The 25014-nt window shown below is 46.1% G+C and carries 24 protein-coding genes; 10 read left to right on the plus strand and 14 right to left on the minus strand.

Annotation, left to right across the window (positions count from 1 at the left end):
• Nucleotides 1–13 precede the first annotated feature (13 nt).
• Both CEG13_RS15515 and CEG13_RS18935 read left to right on the plus strand, forming a co-directional pair.
• Complete coding sequence (locus CEG13_RS15515) at nucleotides 14–436, plus strand: DUF4064 domain-containing protein (protein ID WP_100012799.1); 423 nt, start codon at nucleotides 14–16, stop codon at nucleotides 434–436.
• An 85-nt stretch (nucleotides 437–521) separates the two neighbouring features.
• Nucleotides 522–695, plus strand: a complete 174-nt coding sequence (locus CEG13_RS18935) for a hypothetical protein (RefSeq protein WP_192869558.1) — start codon at nucleotides 522–524, stop codon at nucleotides 693–695.
• A gap of 37 nt (nucleotides 696–732) precedes the next feature.
• Here the strand turns inward: CEG13_RS18935 and CEG13_RS15520 are convergent, their stop codons facing one another.
• The 8 genes from CEG13_RS15520 to CEG13_RS15555 form a co-directional block, all read right to left on the minus strand.
• Nucleotides 733–1011 (minus strand): YkvA family protein, encoded by a 279-nt coding sequence (locus tag CEG13_RS15520; RefSeq protein ID WP_100012800.1) that lies wholly within the window; start codon nucleotides 1009–1011, stop codon nucleotides 733–735.
• Nucleotides 1012–1124: 113 nt separating this feature from the next.
• A complete protein-coding gene (gene treR / locus CEG13_RS15525) occupies nucleotides 1125–1844 on the minus strand; it encodes a trehalose operon repressor (RefSeq protein ID WP_100012801.1) in 720 nt (239 codons plus the stop codon).
• A gap of 12 nt (nucleotides 1845–1856) precedes the next feature.
• The gene (gene treC, locus CEG13_RS15530) at nucleotides 1857–3518 is read right to left on the minus strand and encodes an alpha,alpha-phosphotrehalase (protein WP_100012802.1); all 1662 of its coding nucleotides are present in this window, start codon (nucleotides 3516–3518) and stop codon (nucleotides 1857–1859) included.
• Nucleotides 3519–3539: 21 nt separating this feature from the next.
• On the minus strand, nucleotides 3540–5471 hold the full coding sequence (treP, locus tag CEG13_RS15535; protein ID WP_100012803.1) for a PTS system trehalose-specific EIIBC component: 1932 nt from the start codon (nucleotides 5469–5471) through the stop codon (nucleotides 3540–3542).
• 243 nt (nucleotides 5472–5714) lie between these two features.
• Nucleotides 5715–7211: a glycine betaine uptake BCCT transporter gene (locus tag CEG13_RS15540; protein WP_100012804.1), complete on the minus strand. Its 1497-nt coding sequence runs from the start codon at nucleotides 7209–7211 to the stop codon at nucleotides 5715–5717.
• A 513-nt stretch (nucleotides 7212–7724) separates the two neighbouring features.
• Nucleotides 7725–9554: a translational GTPase TypA gene (gene typA / locus CEG13_RS15545; RefSeq protein WP_100012805.1), complete on the minus strand. Its 1830-nt coding sequence runs from the start codon at nucleotides 9552–9554 to the stop codon at nucleotides 7725–7727.
• A gap of 278 nt (nucleotides 9555–9832) precedes the next feature.
• Nucleotides 9833–11164, minus strand: a complete 1332-nt coding sequence (locus CEG13_RS15550) for a sensor histidine kinase (RefSeq protein ID WP_100012806.1) — start codon at nucleotides 11162–11164, stop codon at nucleotides 9833–9835.
• A 3-nt stretch (nucleotides 11165–11167) separates the two neighbouring features.
• Nucleotides 11168–11866 carry a response regulator transcription factor gene (locus CEG13_RS15555; RefSeq protein ID WP_100012807.1) on the minus strand — a complete coding sequence of 233 codons (699 nt, stop codon included), beginning with the start codon at nucleotides 11864–11866 and terminating at the stop codon, nucleotides 11168–11170.
• 263 nt (nucleotides 11867–12129) lie between these two features.
• Between CEG13_RS15555 and CEG13_RS15560 the strand changes: the two genes are divergently transcribed.
• Nucleotides 12130–13674 (plus strand): S1C family serine protease, encoded by a 1545-nt coding sequence (locus CEG13_RS15560; protein WP_239984673.1) that lies wholly within the window; start codon nucleotides 12130–12132, stop codon nucleotides 13672–13674.
• Between the two features lie 50 nt (nucleotides 13675–13724).
• Here the strand turns inward: CEG13_RS15560 and CEG13_RS15565 are convergent, their stop codons facing one another.
• Complete coding sequence (locus CEG13_RS15565; protein WP_100012808.1) at nucleotides 13725–13931, minus strand: zinc ribbon domain-containing protein; 207 nt, start codon at nucleotides 13929–13931, stop codon at nucleotides 13725–13727.
• Nucleotides 13932–13967: 36 nt separating this feature from the next.
• Nucleotides 13968–14654 (minus strand): TraR/DksA C4-type zinc finger protein, encoded by a 687-nt coding sequence (locus tag CEG13_RS15570; RefSeq protein WP_100012809.1) that lies wholly within the window; start codon nucleotides 14652–14654, stop codon nucleotides 13968–13970.
• A gap of 162 nt (nucleotides 14655–14816) precedes the next feature.
• Here CEG13_RS15570 and CEG13_RS15575 point away from each other — a divergent pair, with 162 nt between their 5' ends.
• The gene (locus CEG13_RS15575; RefSeq protein WP_275661813.1) at nucleotides 14817–15701 is read left to right on the plus strand and encodes an NAD(P)-dependent oxidoreductase; all 885 of its coding nucleotides are present in this window, start codon (nucleotides 14817–14819) and stop codon (nucleotides 15699–15701) included.
• 177 nt (nucleotides 15702–15878) lie between these two features.
• Complete coding sequence (locus CEG13_RS15580; RefSeq protein ID WP_100012811.1) at nucleotides 15879–16253, plus strand: carboxymuconolactone decarboxylase family protein; 375 nt, start codon at nucleotides 15879–15881, stop codon at nucleotides 16251–16253.
• Between the two features lie 145 nt (nucleotides 16254–16398).
• On the opposite strand, the gene CEG13_RS15585 is transcribed toward CEG13_RS15580, so the two are convergent.
• The 3 genes from CEG13_RS15585 to CEG13_RS15595 form a co-directional block, all read right to left on the minus strand.
• Nucleotides 16399–16722 carry a hypothetical protein gene (locus CEG13_RS15585; RefSeq protein ID WP_100012812.1) on the minus strand — a complete coding sequence of 108 codons (324 nt, stop codon included), beginning with the start codon at nucleotides 16720–16722 and terminating at the stop codon, nucleotides 16399–16401.
• Nucleotides 16715–17410, minus strand: coding sequence for a class I SAM-dependent methyltransferase (locus CEG13_RS15590; protein ID WP_420843806.1), 696 nt, complete (start codon nucleotides 17408–17410; stop codon nucleotides 16715–16717). Before CEG13_RS15590 ends, CEG13_RS15585 begins: the two co-directional genes overlap by 8 nt.
• Nucleotides 17411–17486: 76 nt before the next feature.
• Entirely contained in the window at nucleotides 17487–17684 is a 198-nt protein-coding gene (locus CEG13_RS15595; RefSeq protein ID WP_100012814.1) for a cold shock domain-containing protein, read from the minus strand.
• Nucleotides 17685–17982: 298 nt separating this feature from the next.
• On the opposite strand from CEG13_RS15595, the gene CEG13_RS15600 reads away from it, so the two are divergent.
• Complete coding sequence (locus tag CEG13_RS15600) at nucleotides 17983–18240, plus strand: hypothetical protein (RefSeq protein WP_100012815.1); 258 nt, start codon at nucleotides 17983–17985, stop codon at nucleotides 18238–18240.
• A 139-nt stretch (nucleotides 18241–18379) separates the two neighbouring features.
• Here the strand turns inward: CEG13_RS15600 and CEG13_RS15605 are convergent, their stop codons facing one another.
• The gene (locus CEG13_RS15605; RefSeq protein WP_100012816.1) at nucleotides 18380–19792 is read right to left on the minus strand and encodes a hypothetical protein; all 1413 of its coding nucleotides are present in this window, start codon (nucleotides 19790–19792) and stop codon (nucleotides 18380–18382) included.
• Between the two features lie 1774 nt (nucleotides 19793–21566).
• Here CEG13_RS15605 and trhO point away from each other — a divergent pair.
• The 4 genes from trhO to CEG13_RS15630 all read left to right on the plus strand — a co-directional run bounded on the left by trhO (nucleotide 21567) and on the right by CEG13_RS15630 (nucleotide 25013).
• Nucleotides 21567–22535 carry an oxygen-dependent tRNA uridine(34) hydroxylase TrhO gene (trhO, locus tag CEG13_RS15615; RefSeq protein ID WP_100012818.1) on the plus strand — a complete coding sequence of 323 codons (969 nt, stop codon included), beginning with the start codon at nucleotides 21567–21569 and terminating at the stop codon, nucleotides 22533–22535.
• A 96-nt stretch (nucleotides 22536–22631) separates the two neighbouring features.
• Complete coding sequence (locus CEG13_RS15620) at nucleotides 22632–23339, plus strand: ABC transporter ATP-binding protein (protein WP_100012819.1); 708 nt, start codon at nucleotides 22632–22634, stop codon at nucleotides 23337–23339.
• Nucleotides 23329–24468, plus strand: coding sequence for an ABC transporter permease (locus CEG13_RS15625; RefSeq protein ID WP_100012820.1), 1140 nt, complete (start codon nucleotides 23329–23331; stop codon nucleotides 24466–24468). Before CEG13_RS15620 ends, CEG13_RS15625 begins: the two co-directional genes overlap by 11 nt.
• Nucleotides 24469–24536: 68 nt before the next feature.
• Nucleotides 24537–25013 (plus strand): glutathione peroxidase, encoded by a 477-nt coding sequence (locus tag CEG13_RS15630; protein WP_100012821.1) that lies wholly within the window; start codon nucleotides 24537–24539, stop codon nucleotides 25011–25013.
• The last annotated feature ends 1 nt before the right edge of the window (nucleotide 25014 follow it).

Raw genomic sequence — 25014 nt, forward strand, 5'->3', positions numbered from 1 at the left:
GGAGGGTTTTATTTTGATTAAACGAACAGGCGAAATTGTATTAGTTATTATTGGCATGTTAATTTATGCATTTTTTGCTTTGATTGGCGGGGCTTTGATATGGCTTGGCAACAATTCGCAAATAGTGGAGGACCTCCCGCCGGACGCACAGAGTCCTGAACTGTCACAGGAACAGTTGATGACGATGATTGAAACGGCAGGGGCAGGCGGAATGATGATACTGATCTCTGCACTGGTCGCAATTGTGGCAGGCATTTTGGCCCTGGTATTTATGAAAGGTAATAAAAAACCGAAAGCTGCCGGAATTATCCTGATCGTTGTTTCCATCATCGGGGTGTTTACTATGGTCATTGCAGGCATGTTCTCCGGTCTCTTTTATCTCATCGCAGGAATTATGCTTCTAGTGCGCAAACCTAAAACACCACTGACTGAATAATACCGGCGGATAATTAGAAAGATCATGCATAACATATTATAATAAAGTAGAAGCTTATTTTCAGCGATATTCTGGAGTGTTGGGCGTGAAACGTTATTTAACCGCAATTTTAATTGGTCTGAGCGCAATTATTATTGTCATTGGACTCAGTGTTGACCTATACTGGAGCGGAATTGCCGCATGGGGCCTGGCACTCATCTGCCTGATTATGGCCACCTATTTTTCCAAGTATATCCCCAATGATAAAAAAAAGAAATAATGAAAGAGGCTGCCGAGCAGGCAGCCTCTTTCTTATATTACTCAAATAATTGATGTTTTTCCTTTAGGGAATCCGGTGCCGCCTTGACCATTTGCTGGAGCAGGAACGTCACGACAGCTATGTCATCAAGAATCCCGAACATCAGCAAAAAATCAGGGATCACATCGAATGGGAATAAAACATATCCAAGCAAAAGAGCAGCAAACAATCCTTTCTTTCCCTTTGTCACTTCGTGGGACAGAAAAAAATCCTTCGCAAACGGAATCGATTTTCGAAAGGTAAACAAAAAACGCATCCGTCTAAAAAAGCGGTACATGGAATCACCTTCCTTGTTCTGTTATACCTCGTTTTAGCTGTGTGGAAACCTGGGCCTTAGTTGTGCTGATTTGCCACGCAGTGAATCCACCCGTCATTATACCATAAAACGACTCATGGATTTTTTACTCTCCTGGCAAAATCGACAAAGCGGAACTTGTCCGGCCGGTGCCGGGATTCCGTGTATTGAAACAAAGTTGTATCCTCCAGGTAGACATGACTGCGGATCACCACAATATTACTGAACCCGCTCAAATCCAGAAGCCGTCGATCTTCCGCAGTAGGCTCCTCCACCACTATTTCCTTTTGGGCAAAGGCAATCGGCAGTTCCAGTTTATTTTCAATATAATTGTAAATCGAATCCGCGCATGTTTCCTCAGAGAGCAGGGGAACATGCTCCTCGATGAAATAATCTTTATCAAGGATGATCTTCTCCCCGGAAATTTCCCGGACCCGTGTCACTCCCCACACCGCATCCGCTGGCTTCGTCCCCAGTGCGTTATGCACACTGTCATCACGTTCAATAAACCCTAGCGAATCGACAATGGTTTTGCTATCGAGTCCGAGGTTCTGTGACAACTCCTTAAAGCTTACAATGCCGGAAACCGGAAAAGAAAATTTATCGACATCAATCACAATCGATCCTTTCCCGCGGATTTTTTGTATATAACCATTCTGCGACAGCAAATTCAGCGCTTTGCGGATCGTTTCCCGTGATGTGTCATAGGTTGTGGATAGTTCATTCTCCGATGGCAGCTTGTACCCTGCCGCCCACACCTTTGCTTCTATCTCCTTTGCCAGCTTTTCATAAATTGTCAAATATTTTTTCTGCATGCTGATCCCTCATCACTTCACATGATACACGACAGACTCATATGGCCGGAGCGAAATTTTCTCATCGGCGATTGGAGCAGCACCCTGGTAATTAGACAGCAGCAATTCTGCGTCTTCCAGCCCGTCAACAGGAAGCTCTGCCGCTGTTTCCTCACCGTAAAAATTACTCACAACCACAATCTTCTCCTTCTGCCAGTTGCGCGTAAAGGCAAAGACACGCTTGTCCTCTGCCAAAAGCAGCTGATAGTCTCCATAGGTAATGATATCATATTGCTTGCGCAGTTCAATCAGCTTTTGGTAATGGTAAAAAATCGAATCTGTATCATCGAGAGCGTTCTCCGCATTAACTTCACGGAAATTATCAGCCGCACGAATCCACGGCTCCCCCTTGGTGAACCCTGCATGCTTCTCGTCCGACCACTGCATCGGTGTTCTTGCATTGTCACGGGATTTTTGATCAAGGATGGACAAAATCTCCTGTTCTGTTTTCCCCTGCTCCCTGAGCATCTTATAGGCATTCAGAGACTCGACATCGCGGTATTGTTCAATAGATGTGAATCTCGGATTCGTCATGCCGATCTCTTCCCCCTGATAAATATAAGAGGTGCCCTGCATCATATGCAAAGTGGTCGCCAGCATTTTCGCAGATGTACGTGGGTGCTCGGTGTCATCGCCAAACCGGGAAAGTGCGCGCGGCTGATCGTGATTGCACCAGAACAGCGCATTCCAGCCGCCACCCTTATGCATCCCTTTCTGCCAGTCAGAAAGGATCCGCTTCAGCTCGAGAAAATCAAACGGAGCCTTCGTCCATTTCTTGCCATTCGGATAATCCACTTTCAGATGATGGAACTGGAACGTCATATCCAGCTCCTCCCGCTCCGGTTTCGTATATAAAATACAGCTGTCAATGGAGGTAGAGGACATCTCCCCAACCGTCATTAACTGATGCGGTTCAAGCACAGCCTGATTCATTTCATGGAAAAATTCATGAACCCGCGGCCCGTCCGTGTAAAATTTCCTGCCATCACCGGTCGTGTCATTCGGGAAATCCTGATCTTTGGAAATCAGGTTAATTACATCGAGCCGGAAACCGTCAATGCCTTTTTCCGCCCAGAAGCGCATCATTTCATACAATTTTTCACGAACCTCAGGATTTTCCCAATTCAAATCAGCTTGGGTGCGGTCAAACAAATGCAAATAATACTGCCCGCTCGCCTCGTCATACTCCCAGGCGGATCCGCCGAATTTTGACTGCCAGTTATTCGGCTCTTTTCCATCCACGGGATCTTTCCAAATATAGAATTCACGATACGGATTATCCGCTGACGAAATCGCCTGGCGGAACCATTCGTGATCCGTGGATGTGTGGTTAATTACCAGATCCATGATCAGTTTCATGCCGCGCTTATGGGTTTCCTCCAGCAGCTGCTCAAAATCCTCCATGGTTCCATAGGATGGATCAATCGCATAATAATCGCTGATATCATAGCCATTATCATTCTGCGGAGACTGATAAACGGGTGTCAGCCACAGGACATCGACACCTAATTTTTGCAGATAATCCAAGCGCTTGATGACACCCTGGAGATCGCCTGTGCCGTCTCCAGTCGTGTCCTGAAAGCTTTTCGGATAAATCTGATACACCGTCGCTCTCTTCCACCATGCTTCATTCATTGCACTCAATCCTCCAGTTGATCAGTGTGTGTTCAGCTTGCGTTTTGCGATCAGGAACGTGATGATAAATGGCACGATAATCACAATCGCCATGCCGATAAAGAAGCTGATCCAGGTTTCTTGTACAATCGACAGGAATGCCGGAAGTCCACCAACCCCGATCGACTCTGCCTGAACATTTTGCATGGTAATATAGGCGCCTGCAATTGCCGAACCAATCAATGCAGCTATAAATGGATACCTGAATCGCAAGTTGACACCAAACATTGCTGGTTCGGTTACCCCAAGATAAGCAGAAAGACCAGCAGTTCCGGCAAGACCTTTTAGTTTTTCTTCTTTGGCTGCAAGGAACATCGCCAAGACGGCAGAGCCTTGCGCAATATTGGACAATGCGACAACTGGCCACAGGAAGGTTGTCCCAGTGCTTCCGATCAGCTGCAGATCGACAGCCAGGAAGGTGTGGTGCATTCCTGTGATAACAAGTGGTGCATATAGCGCCCCGTACAGTAGTCCACCAATAATCGGGAATGCCTCAAATACAGAGATCATTCCACCGGTGATCCAGTTTCCGATGGTAAAGGTAACAGGGCCAATAACGATAAAGGCCAAAAATCCGGTAACTAAGAGCGCAACCGGTGCAACAACCAACAGTTGCAGCGAATCAAGCACATGTTTTCGCAGCCAGATTTCCAGTTTTGCCAGTACCCAGGCAGCTACCAGCGCTGGCAGAACCTGTCCCTGATAACCCATCATATTTACCTCAAAGCCAAACAAATTCCATGTCGGTGCATCTCCTCCTGCCGCTGCTTGCGCATACTCACTAGCAGGTGTCAGCGCAGGATGCACGAGAATCAGTCCGAGCACAACCCCCAAAAGCGGACTGCCGCCAAATCGGTTGGCAGCCGACCAGCCAATCAGAACAGGCAGAAACGTAAACGCCGCATTGGCGATCAGGTTAATGATGTCGGCTATGCCGGTCCATTGCGGATACAACTCAATAATCGGCTGTTCGGTGAAAATCGGGTTGACTAAAATATTGTTCAGGCCGAGCAATAAACCCGCTGTTACGATCGCCGGCAAAATAGGAATGAAGATATCTGCCAGCACTTTAACCCCGCGTTGCAGCGGATTTTGTTTTCCCCCGCCGGCTGCCTTCACTTCTTCCTTCGTTGCTTCACTGATGTTCGTATTATCTACCATCGTTTTGTAAACTTTGTCGACCGTCCCCTGGCCAATCACGACCTGAAACTGGCCGTTAGCCGCGAAGGAACCCTGGACAATATCCATATTATCCAGCGCTTCCTGGTCCACTTTGTTTTCGTCGGACAAGGCAAAGCGCAGCCTTGTCACACAGTGGGTAGCGGCATCAACATTGTCCACCCCGCCGACAGCAGCAATAATTTCTTCTGCTTCCAGGCTATATCCTCCAGATTTCCCGGACGGTCGCTTCTTGTTTTCTGCCGGAGCGGCGTCCGTTTCATCCGCTTTCATTTTCGTATCAAAGAGAATCGTTTCACCACCGACTGCAGTGGTTTCCTTCGTTTTCCCAAGGTTTGAAAACGCATCGCCATTAGTAATAATAATCGGCGAGATGTGACTTGCAGCTTTCTTTTTAATAAAATCCAGATCAAATGTAATCAGCGGATCACCGACACGAACGCGGTCCCCCTGCTGGACATGAGCCTCAAATCCTTCTCCGTCCAAAGCCACGGTTTCCAATCCAATATGAATCAGTACTTCTTCCCCGAAATCCCCTTTAATGCCGACCGCATGCTTGGTAGGGAAAATCTGCACAATTTCTCCATTCACCGGAGAAACTACATTGCCGTCGGTCGGTTCAATTGCCAGTCCGTCTCCCATCATTTTTTGCGAAAACGTCGGGTCCGGCACATTCTCAAGCGGCGTGATTTTCCCGCTGAGCGGCGCATAGACCAATGCTTGTGTATCAGCCATCAAAATACCTCCCTTTTGAAACTTCTGCTCTATTGCTAACTTGTATATACATGTTAAATTTCCTTATCAGTATAACTTGTATAGGCAAGTTGTGCAAGTGCTTACAACTACGACAGAAGAAATAAATCTATTTTCACTATTACCTAAAAAGCAAAAAGGGAATCCTCCCTGGACTCCCTTTTTCTATCCTTAAGTCTGCCAGAAACCTGAGCGGCCAGGAAGCAGCCGAAAATTCCCCGGCTTCTATTTCGCCCGTGCCTGATTCTCTCTTGCTTTATCCTTTCTCAATGCTTTATAAAAGGAATAAATCATCAGCAGCATGATCAACGAAAACGGAAACGCCGCCGCGATCAATGCGTTTTGCAATGCCTGCAGTCCGCCGGTGTATAAGAGCACTGCAGCAATTGCGGATTGAGCAAAACCCCAGACAAACTTGACGGCAGTCGGCGGAGATAACGAACCGTTTGTCGTCTGCATCCCAAGCACAAAAGTGGCCGAGTCGGCAGAAGTGATAAAAAATGTGGCAATCAGCATAATCCCCAGAATGGATAACATAAATCCAAGCGGCATCTGTTCAAACAGGCCGAACAGCGCCTGCTCATCTGGAAGGGAAGCAATATCCACGCCGTTGTTTTGCGCATCAATGCCGGACATTCCAAATGCGGAAAACCAGAGAAAGCTGACCAGCGACGGTACCAGCAGCACGCCGGAGAGGAATTCCCGGATCGTGCGTCCTCTGGAAACACGTGCGATAAAAATGCCGACAAATGGCGACCAGGCGATCCACCATGCCCAGAAAAAGACCGTCCAGTCCATGACCCACTGGCGCTCGTCAGGGTCATTAGGCGCCAACCGAAAACTTTCTGATGGCAGAGTCTGCAGATACATGCCGATTGCATCTGTAAGGGAATTGAAGATATACACGGTAGGCCCGAGAATGAGCGTTGCTGCAAATAATGCTGTTGCCAGAATCATATTGGCATTGCTTAAGTATTTGATCCCTTTGCTGAGACCGGTATATGCAGAAATCATAAACAGCACCGTCACCACTGCAATGATGATCAACTGGACAACGAACCCTGAATCAATGTTAAACAGATACGTCAGACCGCCATTAATCTGCGTTGCGCCAAAGCCAAGCGAGGTGGCAACCCCCACAATGGTTGCAAACACAGCGATAATATCAATCGTCCTTCCCCATTTTCCTTTCATTCTGTCACCAAATAATGGCTCCAGCGTGGCACTGATTAATCCAGGCTTTCCATGACGAAAAGTAAAGTAGGCCAGCACCAGGGCAATCACTGCATAAATCCCCCACGCATGCACCCCGTAATGGAAAAAGGTGACGCGCAGCGAATCCTCCAATGCTTGCATGCTGCCAGGTTCCGCTGTAGGCGGTGTTTTCATATAATGAGAAACCGGCGATGCCACCCCGTAAAATACAAGCCCAATCCCCATGCCGGCACTGAATAACATGGCAAACCAGGTAGGATAACTGAATTCCGGTCTGTCCTCCTGTTTTCCAAGCCGGATTTTCCCGTATGGACTGAAGATCAAGTAAAGGCAAAAAATCACAAACAGAGAAACAATCAATAGATAATACCAGCCAAAATGGACAGATACATAATTCATAATTGCACTGGAAATCGCTTCAAACCCTATTGGATCCAATGCCCCCCACAAAGATAGAGCGACTGTAATTGCCAAGGTGATCCAAAAAACCGACGTTATCTTTTTCATCTTCTCTCACCTTTCCGCAGCTGCCGTTACACTGTAATCCCGAGCTTTAAAAATTCCGTAATATTAGTATTTCTTCCCGGTGTTCTTCTATTCAAGTTAAAGGAGATCTTCGCATTCGTTTATTGGATAACTGATGGTTTTTCCAAGTAGGTGGCATGGTGAATAGAAACGCAGCGGCACTTGCGCTTGGCGACCGGGTACGTCTTATTGGACCGTAGTAGCGGAGGGGAAACAGAAAAAACAGCTGGTTTGATGGGAAAATGATAAAGATCTCTTTTAAAAAAATGCCACCTCTTTGTATGTATAATCCGATTATAGTTGTGAAAAGGTGGCATTTGCACGGAGTTTTTTGTTAAGGGGGTTGCTGTGATGCGTTTTTCGGCATTGACGAAATGTTTCAGCTGAATAAGGGCGTGCTTCCGCTGGTTCAAGCCACTCTTTCTGACGAACTCCATAAAAAAACGGCCGACCATATAATATGATCAGCCGAGTGTAGACTTGGAGAGTCCATTATTAACTGAGCTTTGCCTTTTTCTGCGCTTTTTCCCGTTCGCCTTTGTTCAGGATTTTTTTGCGCAGCCGGATGGTCTTTGGAGTCACTTCGCAATACTCGTCGTCATTCAAGTATTCAATCGCCTCTTCCAGGGACAGTTCCCGGGTTTTCTTGATTGTTGACGTCTGGTCTTTGGTGGCGGACCGGACGTTGGTCAAATGTTTTTCCTTGGTAATGTTGACGGTCAGGTCATTTTCACGGTTGTGCTCGCCGACAATCATGCCGGCATAAAGTTCCGTACCGGGCTCAACAAAAATAACGCCTCGGTCTTCCAACTGCATGATGCCATAAGTGGAGGCTTTGCCATTTTCCAATCCGACAAGCACGCCTTCACGTCTGCCGCCAACTTGCCCTTTGACAAGTGGTTCATAGGTGTCAAAGGTATGATTGATAATGCCGTACCCGTGGGTCTGTGACATAAATTCCGTTGTGTAGCCGATCAGGCCGCGGGATGGTACTTTGAATTCCAGGCGCATCTGGCCGTTCCCTTGGTTGACCATATCTTGCATCTCGCCTTTGCGTTCACCGAGGGATTCCATCACTGCGCCAGTATAATCCTCCGGCACATCGACCTGGACACGCTCGTACGGTTCGCAGCGCACGCCATCGATTTCCTTAATGATCACCTGTGGCTTGGAAAGCTGCAGTTCAAAGCCTTCCCGGCGCATATTTTCAATCAGGATCGATAAATGCAGTTCGCCGCGCCCGGAAACAATCCAAGCATCCGGGGAGTCGGTTGGCTCGACCCGCAGGCTGACATCGGTTTCCAGCTGTTTCAGCAGACGCTCCTCAATTTTACGGGAAGTGATCGATTTCCCTTCCCTGCCGGCAAATGGACTATTATTCACGAGAAATGTCATTTGCAGGGTCGGCTCATCAATCCGCAACACCGGTAGTCCCTCTGGATGATCTGGCGGGCAAATGGTTTCACCAATATTAATATCGTCCAGGCCGGCGATCGCTACAATATCACCAGAATGTGCTTCCTGAATCTCGTTCCGCTTCAAACCGGTAAAGCCGAATAGTTTGGAAATACGGAAAGACTTTTGCGTGCCATCCTTTTTCAAAACGACCACCTGCTGTCCGACCTTAATTGAGCCGCGGACCACACGACCAATGCCGATTCGGCCGAGATAATCATTATAGTCAAGCAGTGTCACCTGGAACTGCAGCGGCTCGTCCCGCGTATCGGCAGGTGCAGGAATATGATCCATAATTGTAGTGAAGACCGGATCCATCGTTTCCTGCTGATCATCAGGCTCCTCGCCGGATGTACCATTCAGTGCAGATGCGTAGACGACCGGGAATTCCAACTGATCATCATCGGCACCCAGTTCAATAAATAAGTCGAGCACCTCGTCAATGACTTCTTCCGGCCTGGCATTCGGGCGGTCGATCTTATTGAGCACAACCATCGGTGTAAGCTTTTGCTCCAGTGCTTTTTTCAGCACAAAGCGGGTCTGCGGCATGGTACCTTCATAGGCATCCACCACAAGAGCGACCCCATCCACCATTTTCATAATCCGTTCTACCTCACCGCCAAAATCAGCGTGACCAGGCGTATCTAAAATGTTAATGGTTGTGTCCTTATAATCAATTGCTGTATTTTTCGCGAGAATCGTGATCCCGCGCTCTTTTTCAAGCTGATCCGAATCCATTGCACGATCATCTACATGTTCATTTTCCCGAAATGTTCCGGAATATTTCAGCAGCTGATCCACAAGCGTTGTTTTCCCATGGTCAACGTGCGCAATAATCGCGATGTTGCGGATGTTTTCTCTTAATTGCATAACGTACGCTCCTCTGTAAAAATCCGAGATTAACCAATCAATTATAGCATAGGCATGGCGAGTGTGCAAGGGTCGGGAAAGTTCAGTTTGTTTGCACGGAACCTCTGGCCGGTAGTGGGACCTTCGGCGCGTGAGCAGGAACTTCCGCCCGTGAGCAGGAACTTCCGCCCGTGAACGGGAACTTCGGCGCGTGAGTAGGAACTTCCGCCCGTGAGTGGGAACTTCGGCGTGTGAGCAGAAACTTCAACCCAAACCAGAAGTTCTCAACCAATTCAACATCACCCACCAGGAAACACAATCACAAACTTAGCTCCCCCCAGTTCAGAAGCCCCTACACTAATCTTTCCGCCGGACTGCTCAACAATCGCACGGGCAATAGCAAGACCAAGTCCAGTCTCACCACTTTCCCCCTTCACAAATCGGTGAAAAATAGTCGGGATCAGCTCCTCGGCGACTCCTTCCCCGTCGTCCTCTACCGTAATAACCGTCCCCCGGTTTTCCCGAAATGCGCGAACATGTACCTTCGAATGAGCATGGCGCAGACCATTGAAGACAAGGTTCAACAAGGCGCGGAGCAATTTTTCCGGATCTGCCTTAACCAATAGCTCATCCTGGACATTCCGATCAAGTGTCATCTCGCTCTCCATGACAAACGGCAGGGCTCGCTCCATGACCTGATCGATGAGCGCGCTCACCTCTAACTGCTCCGGTTCATAGACACCAGGCTCGCTGTCGAGTTTGGCCAACAGAATCATTTCATTAATAATTTTTTTCAGCCGGTTCACTTCGGCGACCATGACTTCCAGCCCTTTTTCCGTGTCCTTTTCATCAAAAATGCCGTCCCGGATGCCCTCGGCGTAGCCCTGTATCGTCATCAATGGGGTTTTCAGTTCATGGCTGGCATTCTGGAAAAATCCCTGCTGGCTGTCCATGTATCGCTTTAATTCCTGCGCCATTTCATATACGCTCTGTTCTACTTCTTTGATCTCACCTGTTGCACGAATGCGCTCCATGTCACTGAATTGGCGTTTTTCAATTTTTTTCAGCTGCCGCTTCAATTGAGTGAGCGGGGTGACCAGCTTGTCCGTCATGAAGTAGCTGAGCAGCACCGCAACCCCGGCACCTATTAGAAAGACCACCGCAATTAGAAAAATAAAGTTTTGCTGCACCGCGGAAATATCGCTCATTGGCGTAAGCAAAATCAGTTCCAGCCCCAAAGCTTCCGGATAAAACAAGATCCTTGATGTTACGAAATTATGTCCGTTGTATTCCCACAAAGCTTCTTCATTATCAGCAAAGTCATTGGCAGAGAAAATCCCCTCTGCAGCCTCACTCGGCATTGTGGAAAACAGCACGGCATCCGCATTCCGGTCATAGAGAAACAGCTGCAGATCCTGCTGCTGCAGCACTTCATTAAACTGCTGGATGTTCAAGCTCCCATATCGATCTGTCATCACATTAACGAGGATCTCCCCGCTTTGTTCCAGCTGTCGGCGCTCATCTTCAATCAAAAGGTCCAAAATCATGGAATAAATCACAAAGCTGGCAACGCCAAGAATAACGATCAGCAGGGTAGTAAATGCAATATTGAGCTGATGCTGCAGTTTCATGGCCTATCCCTCTTCTTCGCGGAGCCGGTAGCCATAGCCCCATACCGTCTCCAGTGGAATATCCGCTATTTTTTTGCGAATCCGTTTAACCAGGTCGTCCACTGCCCGGTCACTGCCAAAATAATCGTCACCCCACACCTTTACCAGAAGTTCTTCCCGGGAAAAAGCACGGTTGACGTTTTCGGCAAATAACAAAAGCATGTCAAATTCCTTTGTTGTCACTTCATACTCTTCATCCGCCCAAAAAACACGCCGCTCATTTTTCAGGACCAACAGCCGCCCTGCCTTAATTTCTTCCTGAACAGAGGAGGAGCTCCCTCCCTCGTCTGCTGGTTGTGCAACCGTCCGTTTGAACAGCCGCTTGACCCGGGCCACCAGTTCTCTCGGGCTGAATGGTTTCGTCAAATAGTCATCTCCCCCGAGCTCCAGGCCGAGGATTTTGTCAATTTCTTCATCTTTTGCCGAAATGATGATAATCGGGACATCGCTCTCTTTTCGTACCTTTTTGCAAAATTCGTAGCCGTCCATGCCTGGCAGCATAATATCGAGAATCCACATCTCCGGCGGATTATCCTTCCATAATTCCATTGCCTTTTCTGCTGAATTGACCACAGTAATGTCAAATCCTTCTTTCTGCAAATAAGCCGAAACGATATTCTGTATGTTTCCATCATCTTCAACAACACCAATATATTTGTTCACGCAAATCTCTCCTCTTTCCAATCCTTACCCTATTCTAACATAATTCATTTACACATTTTTTCCACACCTTTCCCAAAACTGTACCATTCTGTGTGGGTATACTTACAGTAGAACGATGCGAAAGACAACATACAACATGACCTTTCACATCCACTCGCATACGTTTGATTTTTAAACAGGCAGGGAATCCCGAAATTGGGACGGCTTCGGAAAATTTTCTGAAGCCCCTGCTGCTATTATTTTAAAGAAAGGATGGTCATATTATGGATCGCAATGATGAAAATAAATTTAACCGCAATCCGGAAGACGAAAACACATCCTATGAACCGGAGCGGGAGCAAACGGAATATACGGGAAGAGATGCAGAGCCGGATCGTACGGAGCCTAGAGAGGAAGAGCTGCGGCGTACGGAAACTGGCCAGCCTGTAAATGATACAGAGCCAGATCATATGATGGGCAGCCATCCAGCAAGAGATACTGAGCCGGGCCGTACGGAATCAAGTCAGCCGGCAGAAGCTACAGAACCGGGACGCACAGAAACCGGACATCCAGCGAGAAACACAGAGCCGGAGCATACGCGAACCAGCCGGCCGGCAGCGGCCACAGCCGAGAAACCGAAGAAAAAGAAAAAATCAGGTATTGGACTTGGCGCACTTCTCGGCGGTGTAATTGGCGGTGTAATCTCGGCAATTGCTGTCGTTATGTTAGTTTCCTATAATATTATTCCTTTGAACCAGTCAGGAGGGAACGGGGAGACGGCAGGTACCAGCCAGGATGAAGGCTCTCCGGAAGTCGTGGCAACCATGGCAACAGATAATGCGGAAACAGCCGCGAATATCAGTGAGACCGCAGAGGCTGTCGTGGGTGTAGTTAATCTGCAGCAGCAAAGTGTCTGGACAGAAAGCCAACAGGCTGGAGCAGGTTCCGGAATTATTTATAAAAAAGAAGACGGATCTGCTTATGTTGTAACCAACCAGCACGTAGTTGAAGGTGCAGAAGAAGTGGAAGTTGTATTGAATGATGACACGCGCATACCTGCCACGGTGCTTGGGACAGATGCATTGACAGATCTGGCCGTGCTGGAAATTGACGGAGAGAACATTGATACGGTAGCCAATCTTGGCTCCTCGTCCGATTTGACGGTTGGGGAAACCGTGATGGCGATCGGCAACCCGCTGGGAATGCAATTTGCCAACACCGTGACACAAGGTATCATCAGCGGTCTGGAGCGTTCCGTTCCTGTTGACACTAATGGAGACCAGCGGGCGGACTGGATGACAGAGGTCATTCAAACCGACGCAGCGATCAACCCTGGTAACAGTGGCGGCGCCCTGGTAAACACAGAAGGGGAAGTCATTGGAATTAATTCCATGAAAATCGCACAACAGGCTGTGGAAGGCATCGGGTTTGCCATTCCAATTGATTCCGCCCTGCCGATTATGGAACAGCTGGAATCAGGCGAAGAAGTAGAGCGGCCGTTTATTGGCATTAGCACTGCTTCGCTAAGCCAAGTGCCACCGCAAGCACAAGCACAGATTGAGCTGCCGGATGATGTAGAAGGCGGCATGGTCATTGCCCAAGTTGAGCCAGGATCATCCGCTGAGGCAGCCGGACTGCAGCAGTTTGACGTAATCACACAGATTAACGGAAATCCGATCACATCCATTTTAGAATTACGGCAATTCCTCTATCAGGAAGCAACGATTGGGGAAACCGTTGAAATAGAATACTACCGTGATGGCAACCAGCAAACGGTAGACCTGCAGCTGCAGCCTCGCGAGGAACAGGAAGAACAACCTGCAGCGTAACAACAGGAAAAACTTCCGGCGGGAAAGAGCCCGCCGGAAGTTTTTTTTGTTTAACCAAAGAATAAATCAGTGATATTACTGCCTTTCGAACTCTGCTTATTGTAAAACTCCGAGTAACCGCAGTTCTTGCAGTACACCACCACAAATTGATTGTTCTGTACATCAAACATCTTAGACAGCCCGGTTCCGGTCATCGCAACCTCCTTCGAGTCCGCCTCGATGCCGCCGCATTTGATGCATCCTTTTCCATCCTTCATATACATCACCCCTTGCCAGGTACTACGTCACACCCGTCAAAAGGATTCATTTTCTTCATCGTATCTCTCTTCAAATTTATTATGATTTGGGGTAACCCCATTATAGCTTCCATCAATATCTGCGGAGAGGAACCCTTCCAGGTCAGTGACTGACCCGATGTTTTCGTCACTGTTCGGGAACATTTCATCGTAGTTGTCTTTATCCTCATAAAAATCCGAAGCGGTCTCCGATGTGCCATAGCGGCTGACTTCCTGCCAGGCATCTTCAGCGTCATAACCGGTCTGTTCTTCTTCCTTGATTTCATTTGGATTGATGTTCGGACTGAACACCTCTTCTTCCATCGTGCGCGGGTGTTCAAAGGCATTGTTTTCCGCATGCTGAACACAGCGGTCGGCTGTCGGGACTGCTTCCAGCCGCTCAAAAGGGATATCTCCCCCGCACTTGCTGCAGATCCCATAGGTGCCCTCATCAATCGCATGCAGTGCCGCATTAATGTCTTCCAGTTCCTTTTCCGCATGCTCATTCAGCGCTGTGTCTTTTTCCCGCTCAAATAATTCGGTGCCCATATCTCCCGGGTGATTATCATAATTGGACAGCTCGCCCATGGATTCTTTTGAAAGCTCCATTGTTGTGCCAAAATGATCCTGGATATGATTGATTAGTTCATTTTGCCGTTGCAATAACGACGCTTTGCACTGACTCTGCTGTTCTGCCGTGATCATAACATTCCTCCTCCGTCCATGTTCTTAAGTGTGCTAACCATACTATGTGTAAAAGCCATTTTATGATTCTCAGGATTAGCTCCCAAATCATGTTAACCGTGGAAATGCCGTCCATTGGAAGGATTTTTCGGAAAGATGTAGAATGATGAGAGGGAAAGGAGAATGATCAGTATGCTGACATCAAATTCAACGATTGGCTTTATCGGAACGGGTGTAATGGGAAAAAGCATGGCGGTTAACCTGCAAAATGCCGGGTTTTCACTTGCTGTTTACACAAGGACAAAGGAAAAAGCTCAAGGACTGGTGGATAATGGTGCGAACTGGAAAAGCACTATTGCCGAATTGGCGGTGAGTGCGGATGTGATCATTACGATGGTCGGTTACCCATCAGATGTGGAAGAAGTGTATTTTGGCGAGGGCGGCATTTTGGAAAATGCGGCTGCAGGCAACTATGTGATTGATATGACAACATCGAAACCGACTCTGGCAGAGAAAATTTTTAAGGAAGCAAAGGCACGGGGAATTTACGCACTGGATGCACCGGTTTCCGGCGGGGATGTCGGTGCAAAAAATGCTTCCCTTGCCATCATGGTTGGTGGTGAGCAACAGGACTTTGATGCGATCGCGCCACTTCTTCATGTGATGGGTAATAACGTGATTTTACAAGGCGCGGCTGGCGCAGGTCAGCATACCAAACTTGCTAACCAGATTACGATCGCCTCCACCATGGTCGGTGTTTGTGAAGCCATTGCATATGCTCGAAAATCGGGCTTGGATCCATCCCGCGTTCTGGACAGTATCTCTACTGGAGCAGCCGGCAGCTTTTCCTTGACCAAGCTTGCTCCCCGGATACTCGCAGGTGATTTCGCACCGGGATTTTATGTAAAGCATTTTATTAAAGATATGACCATTGCACTGGAGTCCGCGGAGGAAATGGGAATGTCCACGCCAGGCCTGGCTCTATCTCTGGAGCTGTATAGGGAGCTTGCTGAAAAAGGGGAAGAAGACAGTGGGACTCAGGCGTTGATTAAGTTGTTTGAAGAGTAGGAGCAGTCTGGGTGGAGGTTTTCTCTCTCGGGTTGAAGTTTCTGCTCTCGGGTTGAAGCTCTCGTGCTCGATCCTGAGTTCTCATGCTCGGAATGCCAACTTATGCCAAGATTAAATCCTGTTTAAACTGCAGACAATAAGAAAAATGTATTTTTAAATAGGATTGGAGTTGGCAAGATGGAATTTCATCAAGAGGAAGCTGTTAATTATTTTGATCAGTCGATTGTCGATTATAAAGAGGGAAGCAACCGTCTCAGCAAACATTTGCCCAAGATGATGAAAGGCTATTTCGATTTCACGGAAGCGTGCTTTGCGGATGGGAATATCAGCAAAAAACAGAAACAGCTAACAGCGCTTGGCATCAGCATTTATGCCCAGGATGAATACTGCATTATGTACCATACAAAAGGCGCGTGTGAGCATGGGGCGTCACAGGAAGAGCTAATGGAAACGATCGCCATCAGTGCTGCCTTGGGTGGCGGGGCTGCATTGTCTCAAGGTGTTACCTTAGCGATGGATACGTATGATCATTACCATCAGACGATGCATTAAAAGTGTGGAGATCCTCTGTTTATACAGGGGATCTTCCTTTTGAGTTGCAGTGCGCCGAGCGAGGTGCAGGGCAAATCGAGCGAGCACACCCTCAAATCGGGCGTACGCAGTTTCGAATCGAGCGAGTCACGCTAACAACAAAATATTAATTTTCATTTGAACGGGATCCTTTCTGACCCTGCTTCTCAATTTCCCCCTGCACAGCAAAAGCCAGATCATCATTGCCAAACAGCTGGAGCACCTCCAGCATAGTCGCATCCGCAATCTGGTCCGACTCCTTCCTCGGCACCGTTAATTCCATCGCTTCCTCCAGAGCAGGATTTCTTCCCTGGCCTGGATAAGCCTGTTCATACAGCGCGACCGGGTCGATGTCATGATTCACACACCACTGCGCGTAAATCAGAATCATCATCTTCTCCTCGTTTTGGTAATTCTCAATGACTTGCTTCTCCCTTTCCTGCTTATCCATCCGTCTCCCCTTCTTTCCGAAGCATAAATACCCACATGAATGTCAGTGCCTGCTGCAGCTCCAGAGACAATTCCTGATAGTGCTGCTGCTTGACTCCTTCTTTGTAAACACCAAAACCATCTATGTACGCCAGCTGCTGCTCCCCCGCAAGCTGCCCGAATTCCCACGGCATCATCGTATTGCATATTGCCGGCTCACCATGCAAGCGTGGATAGCTGTTCGCACGCGGCCCCGCTGTTGGTCCAAGAATCCCGGCAAAAATCAGCCCGCCTTCTTTTACCACCCGGCTCATCTCACCTAGAGCCTTCATCGGGGACGCTGTCCATTCCAGGACGTTAATTGCCATGACTGCATCCAGGCTGGCGTCCTCATATGGAAGCTCACTGACATCCCCTTGCAAAAAAGAGACCCCCGATAACCCAGCACGCTCCTTAGCAAGAGCAATCATTTCACTGGAAAGGTCCATGCCTGAAGCCTGATAGCCTGCCGCGCACAGTTTCAACGTACCATAACCATCACCGCATCCTATATCAAGCACACGACTCCCTTTTTGCAAATGTTTCTCTATAAAGGGAAGAATGTCCTTCCTGCTGCCACGCTCCCACATCTTCTCACTGCGCGAATGCCAGAATTCTGCCCGCCCGTCCCAGGCCGCTTCTGCCTCCCGCTCCCATCTGAAGTCTCCCACTAGCAATGCCTCCCGTTTCATATAAAATAAAAAAAGGTTTACCCCACAAGTGAGATAAACCTTTTTGGAAGTTCAATTACGCACGAACAACGTTAGCTGCTTGTGGTCCGCGGTTGCCTTCCACGATTTCGAATTCAACATCTTCGCCTTCTTCAAGAGTTTTGAACCCTTCAGCTTGGATTGCTGAGAAGTGAACGAATACGTCGTCTCCGTCTTCACGCTCGATGAAACCGAAGCCTTTTTCAGCGTTGAACCATTTTACTTTACCAGTCATTTACATGACCTCCTTATACAAATAGCTTGCAAAGTATAATTGAATCATAAATACTTTTACACCACTTGTTAAAGAGATCGTAAAGTATTATTCAAACTTCAATTTCCATTGCTTCTTTTACTTTAACTGTTTTCGCAGCAGAATGCAAGCGTTTAGGGAAAATAATTTTTAATAAACGATAGAAGGGCTGAACAAAATGAAAAAACCAGTAAAATTCATGCATAATTACCCATTACATGTGAGAACGTAAAGGACAGAGTGGTTACACGCTCAATATCATCCATGGAGGTATCGTATAATGGCACAACAGAATCAGCAACAGCAACAATTGCAGCAGGCTATCCAGCAAGCTCAGCAGGCTCAGCAGGCTGTACAACAGGCTCAAAGCAGTGCAAATCCTCAGCAGCTGCAGCAAGCTCAGCAACAGGCACAGCAAGCTCAGGCATCGCTGCAAAATGCTCAGGCACAAGCTGGAGCAAATGCACCGCAAAGCCAACAAGCTCAACAAGCTCAGCAATCGCTGCAGCAAGCTGTTCAGCAATCTCAACAACAGTAACTTTAAATTTATCAAAAAGAGAGCTCAACACCGGAGCTCTCTTTTTGATATAATATTTAACCACAACTACAGGTGAATCGTGCCATAATTCCTCGCAGGCGAAAGATGTTGCCAGGAACAACACCCCAAAACTTAACACCTACCCTAAATAAACCAAACCCTGCACCCATACCTGTACCGTCAAATAAATCACAACCGCATACTTCCAATTAAACCCGACCCCATTCCGAAAGCCACTCAAGCCATTAGCCCCACTCAATACAATAACCGGCATAATAAGTGGTGACAACAGGATCGAAATAGCACTTCCGGAAGTAACCGCTAAGACAATCAATTCAGGGGGATATGGAAGATCAAGGCTGCCCAGTATTCCTCCAACCAAAACCATCACAGTCAATGGTCCAAGTCCAAAAAAACCTAATATAATAACGATAAACGGCAAGAAATAAAGAATATTTAAAAATGGAACCATTTCTTGTAATGAATAAATACCATCCACAACAAAGGCTGCAAATCCAGTCTGATTCAATGCAAAAATCATCATGCCAGCACCTAGCATGACACAAAGCTGATAGGATTGACCGCTCATATCATGGTTTACATACATATTTGCTTTCTTGATTAATTTATGAGGCCTTTTTTTCAACAGATAATAGATAAATATCCAAACAACCACTACCAGCGGAATAAGAACCAAAAGTTCCACCGGTACGATCGCCTGCACGATAAAAATCGAACCAAAGAGCGAAAAGAACAATAAAGCAAATTCAATGATCTTCCGTTTCATTTGCCTGTTATTTGCGCTGTGGCTTACTACCTCTTCAATTTCTGTTTGTAGACCAGACGTTAAGTCCACCCCATACCGCTTTTCATCAAAATAAGAGAAAACCAGTGCAATAATTATTCCACAGACCGACATTCCGAATCCCTGCAAAATAGAAATCCAAAGCGAAGCATCCATCACCTCTACAATGAATGCAAAGTTGGGCATGCTAATTACCCAAAATGTGGAGAGGGCAAATCCCCTTAGTAGTGCAGTTCCTTTAAAATTTTCCCAGGCTTCCCCCTTCTCTTCCTTCAAAATCTCATTTACAAAATGATACATCATCGGAATCGAACCAAAAAGCAGGAAATAGGAAATAATTTGCGTAAAGGAGACGACACCAAAGTAAAACTTTCTGCTTGTATTGAGCAATTTATTTCCCAGTCCAATAATTGCTTCCATATAAGGCTCTTCCCTCAATACCCAGCTAATCATTGGTACAATCACTAATAGCCCAATCATATTACGCATATGCAGAAATCCATTTTCCAATCCCTCTATGACCGACGTCTCTGAAAAGATCAAAATGATGAATCCCACAAGAAAAAGACCAAACGGCAACTTCATTTTTTGAATCGTTCGGGACAGGATTGCAAATAAAAAAATCCCCATCCCAAAAACGGCTAAGAAATGGAGTAACATACTATGTTCATAAAAATAGGTAATAAAATGTAAGACTGCATAGAATGTGATGGATAGACTTAGTCCACGTTTGGCGATCGTATGCATTTCAATAAACTCCCTACAGACAAGCTCATGGTTAAATAACCAATTACAAAAATGCACTTTCACCTGGTCGAAGTGCATCTTCAAGCTACACAGAAACAGTATATACGAAGAAATAGACAAGTGACAATGGTTCAACTTAAAGGTATTGAACAGGCAGAAAAAAGTGGGAATGCTATCTATATAGGAAGTATGCCGGAAGACAAATGGGAAAACCAGCATATTGCAGGAAGTTTGCTCCTTCTCGTTCTTAGTGCTTTCTAAAAGAGAGCCCTGTCCTCAGCTCTCTTTTCATTTCAGCTTTCTTATCGAAGGGAACATTAAAGCGACAATTGCCGTAATAATGATTCCTGCTCCCGTTATGCTTATAACCAAAGAAGCTTCCGTCCTGTCAATCAGAATACCGAAGAGCCAGTATCCAAACGGCAGAAGTGCAAGACCCTAGCATATCTAAGGGCGATTTGACATGGAGCCTCTGCGGGCATGATTCACAAGCCAAGCTGCCACATATCAAGGAAAGTTGACTCACGTTTTCAATGCTATCATGCCCGTCTCTCCATATAAGATCTCCTATTCTAACTTCGATTTCCATACTATATTAGCGAAGAGGCGCCATAAGCCTCTAGACCAGTCACATAAGAATTATCAAACTCCCCCTTAATATAAATCAGCAACGCAATTACATCAAATGATGCAATAAAAATATTGCTGACAGAAGACATCAATATCCCAATAAAAAGCCAGAGTTCGCTTTCTTCACTGTAATGAACCCTTCGGTGAGATCCTTCCAGTAGATTCTCTTCTCTGTTTCTACCTCTCTCTTTATCTTTGGCGGATTTTCTATGCAGCGAAATAGAAATAACACAGAACCGAAGTAAGAAATTTTACATTCTTTTAAGATAGCGTTTACATTTGTCTTATAAATTGTTAAATTATAATTACCAGTACTGGAGAATTAACCTGGAGGGTTTTTGGATGTAAAATTGAAAGTTGAGTTTCATGCTTTCAACTTAAGGAATGGACACCAAGTAGGAAATTAATTGGAGAATTTGGCAGACACATTGATAGTTTCAGCGCCAACCCAGACTTCCACTAAATGCAGAGAGGCTAATATATGAATATAAAACTTATTAAACTAATTACAATAATATACACATTAATAATTAGTTTAAGTTATATATTTTATGTTTTTGCAGACCATATACGACTTAATAATTATAAAAACTCTTCATTTCTTATTACAACAGAAATTAACATGCAACAAATTCAAATTCTGAGAACAATAACTATCTATTCTGAATTAATTATAATATTTAGTTTTGTGTTCTCACTAATTACAGCTTTCTATTTTAACCGTTATCGCTCTAAAAAAAAGTACATTTATCGAACCATTTATTTTAATTTGACATTGATGGTTTTTATGATTTTAATAGGCATTATACTTAGTATCATAACAATAATTCCAATTCTAAACTTATTACAACCTTTATTAATACCTGTTACCGTATTAATCATACTTTTCATCTATATGTCCTTGCGGAGAATTTTAAAAAAGAAAATACAGAGTACAAATTAACTTTTTTTCTTTAACTAAAACACATGGAATCTATACTATAGTTCCTTGTGTTTTTTAAATTACATTTCCATTGTCTTAGATAAAAATGTAACTGGTAAAAACACAAAAAACATGGTAAAATATTTCTTTGCAAGAAGCGAAAAATGAATAACGACTACCATACATTGTATCTTGCAAATATAATTAGAGGTGGTAATCATCATGGAAAGCAATCAATATCAGGTCTTGCTCTACTACAATTATGTACAAATTGAAGACCCGGAGAGCTTTGCGGCAGAACATCTGGAGTTTTGCAAAGAGCTCGAATTAAAAGGTCGCATTCTGGTGGCTGCTGAAGGGATCAACGGAACGGTCTCCGGCACCGTAGAGCAGACGGAAAAATATATGGAAGCAATGCATAGCGACTCGCGTTTTGCGGATATGGAATTTAAGATAGACCCGCATGACGGCCATGCTTTTAAAAAGATGCATGTACGCCCGCGTAATGAAATCGTCTCCCTGAAACTGGATGAAGATATCAACCCATTGGAGACAACCGGCAAACACCTGTCGCCAACGGAATTTCATGAGGCGATGCAGGATGAGGATACAGTAATTCTGGATGCCCGAAATGACTACGAGTACGATCTTGGCCATTTTCGCGGAGCCATCCGGCCGGACATTGAGACATTCCGCGACCTGCCGCAATGGGTGGAAGAAAATAAACACCTGATTGAGGGAAAACGCATTTTGACGTATTGCACAGGTGGAATCCGCTGTGAAAAGTTTTCCGGCTGGCTCGTTAAAGAAGGATTTGAAGATGTGGCTCAGCTGCATGGCGGGATTGTCACGTACGGCAAAGACCCGGAAGTGCAGGGCGAAATGTGGGACGGCAGATGCTATGTATTCGACAGCCGCATCTCCGTGCCAGTCAATCAAAAAGAGCATGTAATTGTCGGCAACGATTATTTTGACGGCGAACCTTGCGAGCGCTACGTTAACTGTGCCAACCCGGACTGCAACAAACAGATTATCTGCTCCGAGGAAAATGAGCATAAATATATGCGCGGCTGCACACCCGAATGCCGCACTAGCCCGCAAAACCTGTATGTCAGCGAACACGGGCTCACACAGGAAGAAGTGGAAAACAGACTCAGCCTGCTTGGTGAAACATTGAAGCAGGAAGCGTAGGAAAAACGGCCAAGGACGGCCGTTTTTTTATTTTGAAACTTTCCTCCCCAGAGCTTCGTATAAACAGGCAACTACCAAATAGAGGAGAGAACACAAATGCTTTTGCATGCTGCTATTCAGGAAGCTGGTTATTCGGCGGACCAGCCAGTCATATCCGATATGGAAATTTCGGTTAACCCCGGAGAGCTTGTAGGGGTTATCGGACCGAATGGAGCCGGCAAAAGCTCGCTGATCAAGACCATTCTTGACATCATGAACGAAGTCAAAGGCGACATCCACCTGACAAAATATGCTTATATTCCGGAGCGGCCGATTTTTTACGAGAGGCTGACATTGTGGGAACATATCGATTTTCTGCTGTCTGTCTCCGATGAGGATGAAAAAGATTTTACCAAAAGAGCGGAAGAATTGATCGATCTCTTTCAGCTGTCCGCTGTGAAGCATCACTTTCCCGAAAACTTTTCCAAGGGGATGCAGCAAAAGCTGATGATTATCCTGGCTTTTCTCAAACAGCCTAAAATTTATATTATTGACGAACCTTTCATGGGACTCGATCCAAAGGCGGTGAAGAAACTTCTCTCATTAATTGAGAAAAAGAAAAGCGAAGGTGCGGGCATCTTCATGTCCACCCATCAGCTGGATACAGCGGAGAAAATATGTGACCGGTTTATTTTAATTTTAAATGGGCGCATCATTTTTCAAGGTACACTGGAAGAAATCCGGGAGAAAAGCGGATTGCATGACGGGGGTTCTCTGCTTGATTGTTTCGATGCCCTGACAGAAGGTGAACCCCATGAAGGCTAAGCAGCTAATAAAAAAGCGAGCGCTGCAGGAGTTCCACTTAAAATGGGGAGTTTTTCGATCCGTCCTGGACTGGTCCGTGATTGTTTACATGGTGCTGCCGGTTCTCGTTATTCTGCCATTTGTCTACATAGAAGCATGGACGGATATTAACCTTTACTGGAATGAAAACCTCCCTTACTTTTTGCTGGTTGCCGCCCTTCTTTTATTGGCGTCATCAGGAAATTTCCGCACGTTTCTGTTGGAGGCGGATTTGCTTTTTTTGATTCAAAAACGGGCACTGTTGCGCAGGATGAAGCAGCACGGCTTTCTGCTGTCCTTTGTCCAGGCTTTCTTCAGTACGATGCTGCTCGTGGTCCTTGCACTCCCGGTGTTCGCCCAGGCTTATGACGCAAGCTTTACGGAAGTACTATCTATTTTTCTGGCTTTGCTTAGTTTTAACCTGTTTGGCATGTCCATAAGGCGGATCGCAAAACGAAAATGGCATAAATGGTTTCTTATCCTGGTGTCTGCTGCCGTTTACCTGCTGCTGATTGTCAACATGCCACCCTATTTCCTTGGAAGCATCACAGCTTTATTGGCTATCGTCATAATGAGCTACCATCTCACACGAACCGCAAACACAACCCGGGCAACGTTGAAAGAGCTGGAAATAGAACGGGAAGAAAAAAATAAATACATCAAGCTCATACTTAACTTTTCCACGGAAACAGAAAAGCCAGTTGTTTATAAGCGGAACACTCCATATCTTTTGTTCAGGAATTCGGAAAACATTTTCAAGGAAAGGAACAGCAGCAATGGACTGCTCGAGCTGATTTTTAAAGCTTTCCTCCGCAACAAAACCTATCTTATCAGCTATTACCAGGTGGTAATAGTTGCGATCATCGCCATTTCCCTGCTGCCGTTCTGGCTGAAGTGGGTGGTCTTTCTATGTTTTGTTTTCTTTCTGAACAGCTGGCTGAAAAACCTGTTTCATAAATTGACGGATGACGAATTTTTCAGCGTAGTGCCTTTTGATCCCACACTTAAGACAACTGTATGGCCGCGTTTCCGTAAATGGACAATGGTGCCCGCCGTGGTACTGACAGGTTTACAGCTTTTGCTTCTTATGCTTTTCCAGTTATTCACATAAGGGCTGTACAAATTTTTTGACAACATGTGCTCCCACTGCTATTCTTGCTAAAAAGGAGGCTCATTTGCATGAGTGTATATGATTTTTCCACGGTAACAATGCAGGGGGAAGAGAAATCATTGGCCGATTATGAGGGCAAGGTGCTGCTTATTGTCAATACGGCAAGTGAATGCGGCTTTACTCCGCAGTTTCAAGGCCTGCAAACCGTGTACGACCAATATAGTGATCAGGGATTTGAAGTGCTCGGCTTTCCCTGCAACCAGTTCAAGGACCAAGATCCGGGAACAAATGAGGAGATTGCGGACTTTTGCCAGCGAAATTACGGCGTGACTTTTCCGATGTTTGAAAAGGTGGATGTAAAAGGAGAAAACGCCCACCCGCTGTTCAGCTACCTCACCAATGAAGCAAAAGGGATGCTGACCAAAGACATCAAATGGAATTTCACCAAGTTTCTTATCAATCGGCACGGAGAAGTGATTGACCGCTATGCCCCGCAAACCAAGCCGGAGAGCATTCAAAAAGACATAGAAGAAGCGTTGAAATAAA

Origin of the sequence: Lentibacillus sediminis, assembly GCF_002763455.1 — a bacterium.
GTDB classification, from domain to species: Bacteria; Bacillota; Bacilli; order Bacillales; family Amphibacillaceae; genus Lentibacillus_D; species Lentibacillus_D sediminis_A.

What these genes read in the sequence shown, in the direction of transcription:
- CEG13_RS15520 (WP_100012800.1), bottom strand. Translation starts at nt 1,011, where the DNA reads ATGTACCGCTTTTTTAGACGGATGCGTTTTTTGTTTACCTTTCGAAAA.
- treR (WP_100012801.1), bottom strand. Translation starts at nt 1,844, where the DNA reads ATGCAGAAAAAATATTTGACAATTTATGAAAAGCTGGCAAAGGAGATA.
- treC (WP_100012802.1), bottom strand. Translation starts at nt 3,518, where the DNA reads ATGAATGAAGCATGGTGGAAGAGAGCGACGGTGTATCAGATTTATCCG.
- treP (WP_100012803.1), bottom strand. Translation starts at nt 5,471, where the DNA reads ATGGCTGATACACAAGCATTGGTCTATGCGCCGCTCAGCGGGAAAATC.
- CEG13_RS15540 (WP_100012804.1), bottom strand. Translation starts at nt 7,211, where the DNA reads ATGAAAAAGATAACGTCGGTTTTTTGGATCACCTTGGCAATTACAGTC.
- typA (WP_100012805.1), bottom strand. Translation starts at nt 9,554, where the DNA reads ATGCAATTAAGAGAAAACATCCGCAACATCGCGATTATTGCGCACGTT.
- CEG13_RS15550 (WP_100012806.1), bottom strand. Translation starts at nt 11,164, where the DNA reads ATGAAACTGCAGCATCAGCTCAATATTGCATTTACTACCCTGCTGATC.
- CEG13_RS15560 (WP_239984673.1), top strand. Translation starts at nt 12,130, where the DNA reads ATGGATCGCAATGATGAAAATAAATTTAACCGCAATCCGGAAGACGAA.
- CEG13_RS15565 (WP_100012808.1), bottom strand. Translation starts at nt 13,931, where the DNA reads ATGAAGGATGGAAAAGGATGCATCAAATGCGGCGGCATCGAGGCGGAC.
- CEG13_RS15570 (WP_100012809.1), bottom strand. Translation starts at nt 14,654, where the DNA reads ATGATCACGGCAGAACAGCAGAGTCAGTGCAAAGCGTCGTTATTGCAA.
- CEG13_RS15575 (WP_275661813.1), top strand. Translation starts at nt 14,817, where the DNA reads ATGATCAGTATGCTGACATCAAATTCAACGATTGGCTTTATCGGAACG.
- CEG13_RS15580 (WP_100012811.1), top strand. Translation starts at nt 15,879, where the DNA reads ATGGAATTTCATCAAGAGGAAGCTGTTAATTATTTTGATCAGTCGATT.
- CEG13_RS15585 (WP_100012812.1), bottom strand. Translation starts at nt 16,722, where the DNA reads ATGGATAAGCAGGAAAGGGAGAAGCAAGTCATTGAGAATTACCAAAAC.
- CEG13_RS15595 (WP_100012814.1), bottom strand. Translation starts at nt 17,684, where the DNA reads ATGACTGGTAAAGTAAAATGGTTCAACGCTGAAAAAGGCTTCGGTTTC.
- CEG13_RS15600 (WP_100012815.1), top strand. Translation starts at nt 17,983, where the DNA reads ATGGCACAACAGAATCAGCAACAGCAACAATTGCAGCAGGCTATCCAG.
- CEG13_RS15605 (WP_100012816.1), bottom strand. Translation starts at nt 19,792, where the DNA reads ATGCATACGATCGCCAAACGTGGACTAAGTCTATCCATCACATTCTAT.
- trhO (WP_100012818.1), top strand. Translation starts at nt 21,567, where the DNA reads ATGGAAAGCAATCAATATCAGGTCTTGCTCTACTACAATTATGTACAA.
- CEG13_RS15620 (WP_100012819.1), top strand. Translation starts at nt 22,632, where the DNA reads ATGCTTTTGCATGCTGCTATTCAGGAAGCTGGTTATTCGGCGGACCAG.
- CEG13_RS15625 (WP_100012820.1), top strand. Translation starts at nt 23,329, where the DNA reads ATGAAGGCTAAGCAGCTAATAAAAAAGCGAGCGCTGCAGGAGTTCCAC.
- CEG13_RS15630 (WP_100012821.1), top strand. Translation starts at nt 24,537, where the DNA reads ATGAGTGTATATGATTTTTCCACGGTAACAATGCAGGGGGAAGAGAAA.